Source organism: Pseudomonadota bacterium (assembly GCA_010028905.1).
Classification (GTDB): domain Bacteria; phylum Vulcanimicrobiota; class Xenobia; order RGZZ01; family RGZZ01; genus RGZZ01.
In genome coordinates, this window is record RGZZ01000477.1 from 1 (window position 1) to 3840 (window position 3840).

At 66.2% G+C, this 3840-nt stretch carries 3 protein-coding genes; 2 read left to right on the forward strand and 1 reads right to left on the reverse strand.

Annotated elements, in window-relative coordinates:
- Window positions 1-262, reverse strand: a 262-nt coding sequence (locus EB084_21420) for a hypothetical protein (GenBank protein NDD30825.1), incomplete at its 3' end; no start/stop codon positions are given.
- A 158-nt stretch (window positions 263-420) separates the two neighbouring features.
- Between EB084_21420 and EB084_21425 the strand changes: the two genes are divergently transcribed.
- Both EB084_21425 and EB084_21430 read left to right on the forward strand, forming a co-directional pair.
- Window positions 421-2733 (forward strand): radical SAM family RiPP maturation amino acid epimerase, encoded by a 2313-nt coding sequence (locus EB084_21425; protein NDD30826.1) that lies wholly within the window; start codon window positions 421-423, stop codon window positions 2731-2733.
- On the forward strand, window positions 2730-3840 hold a 1111-nt coding region (locus tag EB084_21430), incomplete at its 3' end, for a RiPP maturation radical SAM protein 1 (GenBank protein NDD30827.1). The genes EB084_21425 and EB084_21430, both read left to right, overlap by 4 nt.

The following is a 3840-nucleotide window of genomic DNA, read 5'->3' on the forward strand; positions in this document are numbered from 1 at the left end:
GACAGAGCAGCTGGTTTCGACGCACCGCCATGCCGTGGATCTCGAGGTAGAACGTGGCGCGCTGCCCCACCACCCCGCGCGGGTCGCTGGTGTAGATCTCCGGAAAGCGCCACCGCAGATACCGATAGCGCTCGATGATCCCGGCGGCTTCTTCTCGCATGTCGGCGAGATGTGCCTGCAGCGTCAGCAGCCACGGAAACGACGCGACGTCGAAGAAGGCAGTCGCTGCAGAGCTCGAGGGTGATGTGCGCGTAGAAGCCATGCCAGTGCCTGTCTACGGTGAGGTGGTGTGAACTCCTGTCAGAGGGGGAGGTTTGTGAGGGCAGCGTGCCATGAAGGACACGCGCCGCGGACGGAGCGAAGCCCTCGGGCCTTAGGCGGTGGCGCATCGATACGCTCCCGCGGTGAAGGAGCCGACCTGTGAACCCTGCCTCCCCCACCTCTTCTCTTCGCGTTCACAGCGCCCTCGATCACGACAGCCAGATCATGTCGACCGTGGCGGAGCTCAAGCGCGTGGTCGAACGTGCTCTGGCCGATCCCATGTACTTCGAGCTGCTGCAGCGCGCACCGGCCGAGGCGCTCGCGGTGTATGGCTACACCTTCGACCCGCACGACGTCCGGCGCCTCGTCGATCCGGCATACGCCAAGGCTCGTGCTGACGAGCCGCCTGGCCCCCTGCTGGAGGCCTGGACGACCTATCAGAGGGCCAAGATCGCGTGGCGAGAGGGAATGCGCGATGGCAGCCTCGTTCAGGATCGTCGTTACGGCACGTGGCGAGACCGTCAGAAGAAGCGCCTGCTGTTCGAGCTGGGTCAGGCACGAGCCGACTCCATCATCCACGCGCCACTGGCCTTCGAGCTCAACAAGGGGTGTTCGGTGGGGTGCTGGTTCTGTGGAATCTCGGCGCCGAAGCTCTCTGACATCTGGCCCTACACCCCTGAGAACCGGAACACGTGGCGTGCCGTTCTCGAGGTGATGCGCGACATCGTCGGGCCGGTGGCGCAGTACGGTTTCTGCTACTGGGCCACCGACCCGCTCGACAATCCGGACTACGAGCGGTTCATGCTCGACTACCACGAGATTCTCGGCACGTTTCCCCAGACCACCACCGCGCTGGCCCTGCGCGATCCGGTGCGCACCCGGGCGCTGCTCACGCTCTCGCAGGAGCGGGGATGCCTGGTCAACCGGTTCTCGCTCATCACCCTCAAGAAGTTTCTCGAGGCGCACGCGGTGTTCAGCGCGAAAGAGCTGCTGCAGGTCGAGTGCCTGGCCCAGAACAACGAGTCGAAGCTCGTCATGGCCAATGCAGGGAAGGCGGCCGAGCGCGGCACGAAGGTGTCGAAGGGCGGCGCCGCCCTGGTGCGCGAGGAGCCCGGCACCATTGCCTGCGTGAGCGGATTTCTCTTCAACATGGTCGAGTCGAGCGTGAAGCTCATCACACCGGTCCCCGCCAGTGAGCGCTGGCCGCTGGGGTATCGCGTGCTGGCCGAGACGGTGTTTGCCGATGTCAGCGCGCTGCAGTCGTTCGTGCGCGACGCGCTGCGCAGCGTTTGCGTTTCGGTGAAGGAGCTGGGCCACGTTCGCTTCGCTTCGTTCATCGAGGTGGTGGCCGTCGACGACGCCTTCGAGCTGCGCGGCCCGTATGCGCGGGTGCGTCTCGCACACCCGTCGAACACCGCCTGGCTGCGCACCCTTGTCGAGCTGGTGTCGAGCGGTTCGCACCGCGCCGACGACATCGCCACCCTCTGTCTGTATATGCATGGCATGCCCCCGGAGAGCACGCTCGCGCAGCTCGAGTCGCTGCTTGTCAGCGCCGTGCTCGACGACGAGGTCGACGCCGCCCCGGCCGAAGGCTATCTCTCGGCGTTCAGCGCCACGCCAGTGCACGCCGCCACGAAGCCTGTCGCGGCTGTGGCAGCGGCGAACGCGGCCGCGCAGCCGAGCGCCTATCTCGATCTCTTCGACGCGCCGAACCGTGGTCTTGCGCAGTCGGCGGCCTCCCACGACTACCACGCGCGCACGAAGCAGGCGTCTGACGCGGTGCTCTGGCTCAGCCGTCTGCGCGCCCCCGCTGGGCCCGGCTGGCGCGCCCTGCTGGCGCACGGGGTCTCGATGCGCGGCGTGCTGCACGTGGGGGCGCACTACGGTCTCGAGCTCGAGTCGTACATCGCGGCCGGTTTCGAGGCCATCGTCTTCGTCGAGCCGAGCCCTCTCGTGCTCGATCACCTGCGCGCGCACGTGAGACACTGGAACGAATGGTTCGAGGTGCTCGAGGCGCGCTGGGGCCTGCCACGCCGTCCGCGCATCGAGATCATCGAGTGCGCCGCCAGCAACCGCAACGGCACTGCCGAGATGTACCTCACCGAGCTCGAGATGCTCTCGTCGCTGAATGCGCCCATCGAGCCGTGGATGCGGGTGCAGTCACGGGTGAGCGTTGAATGCGCGCCCATCGACGCGCTGCTGGCCGAGCACGGTTGGTCGGTGGCCGACTTCAGCCTGCTCAACATCGACGTTCAAGGGCACGAGGTCGAGGCGCTCGATGGCGCGGCCGCGCTTCTACGTGCTGTCGACGCGGTTCTCGTCGAGCTCAATCAGCGTCAGCGATACGCCGACGGCGCAGATCCAGAGGCGGTGCATGCCCTGCTCGAAGCCGCGGGGCTGCAACGCGTTGGCCACACGGCGCACGGCGATGGCGCGGTGGCTGACGCTGTCTTCGTGCGTGCCCGGGCATGAGCTGCGACATCGTCTTCGTGTCGATGCCGGTCATCGATCTGCAGCGGCCCAACCTGGGCTTGAGCCTGCTGAAGGCGATCTTGACGCGCGCCGGACATTCGGTGTGCGTGAGATACCCCGTATTCTCGTTCGCCGAGCGGGTGGGGCTTCGTCGCTACCTCGCCTTGTCGTCTGGAACGCGCGCCTGGCGCACCTTGCTGGTGGGAGATCTCGTGTTCGCATCCACCGCATTTCCAGACGCCCCCTGTCGGATCAGAGAGGCGGCGGCGTGGATGCTGGAAGGGTGTGCTGAAGCGGCCGCTGCCCAGGAGCGCCAGCTGCGCGATCTGGCGCGGCATGCGCGTGAGCTCGTCTTCGATACGGCCGCCGAGATCGTGGCGATGCGTCCGCGCATCGTGGGGTGCAGTTCGACGTTCCAGCAACACGTGGCGTCACTGGCGCTTCTGCGCCGCATTCGCGAGCTCGACCCCACCATCGTCACCATGATGGGGGGAGCAAACTGCGAGACCGAGATGGGGGAGGCCACCCATCGGCTCTTTCCGTGGGTCGATCATGTCTTCTCCGGCGAGGCCGACGCTGTCATCGAACCGCTATGCTCGGCCATCATGCGGGGAGAGACCTTCACCCATTCGGCCATCCGGTCTCCTCTTGATCGACAGGGATTGGTCGACAGGGCCGATGAGCAGCCTCTTGGGCGGAGCACGGTTGCGCGTCTCGACACGCTGCCCCCCCCTGACTTCGACGACTACTTCGACGCCCTTCACGCGTCGTGTCTAGGTCGGGCCATCGATGTGGGACTGCCCGTCGAGACATCTCGGGGGTGCTGGTGGGGGGCCAAGCATCACTGCACGTTCTGTGGTCTGAACGGGGGCGGCATGGCGTTTCGCAGCAAGTCTCCCGAGAAAGCTATCGGCGAGATGCTCGACCTGTCGAAGCGATACGGTGTCACCAACCTCGAGGTGGTCGACAACATCCTCGACATGCGCTACATCGGTCCTGTCACCGACGCTCTGTCGGCGGCAGCTCCACCGCTCAACATCTTCTACGAGGTGAAGTCGAACCTCACCCCTGCGCAGGTGGCGGCGTGCGCGCGGGCCGGCGTTCACA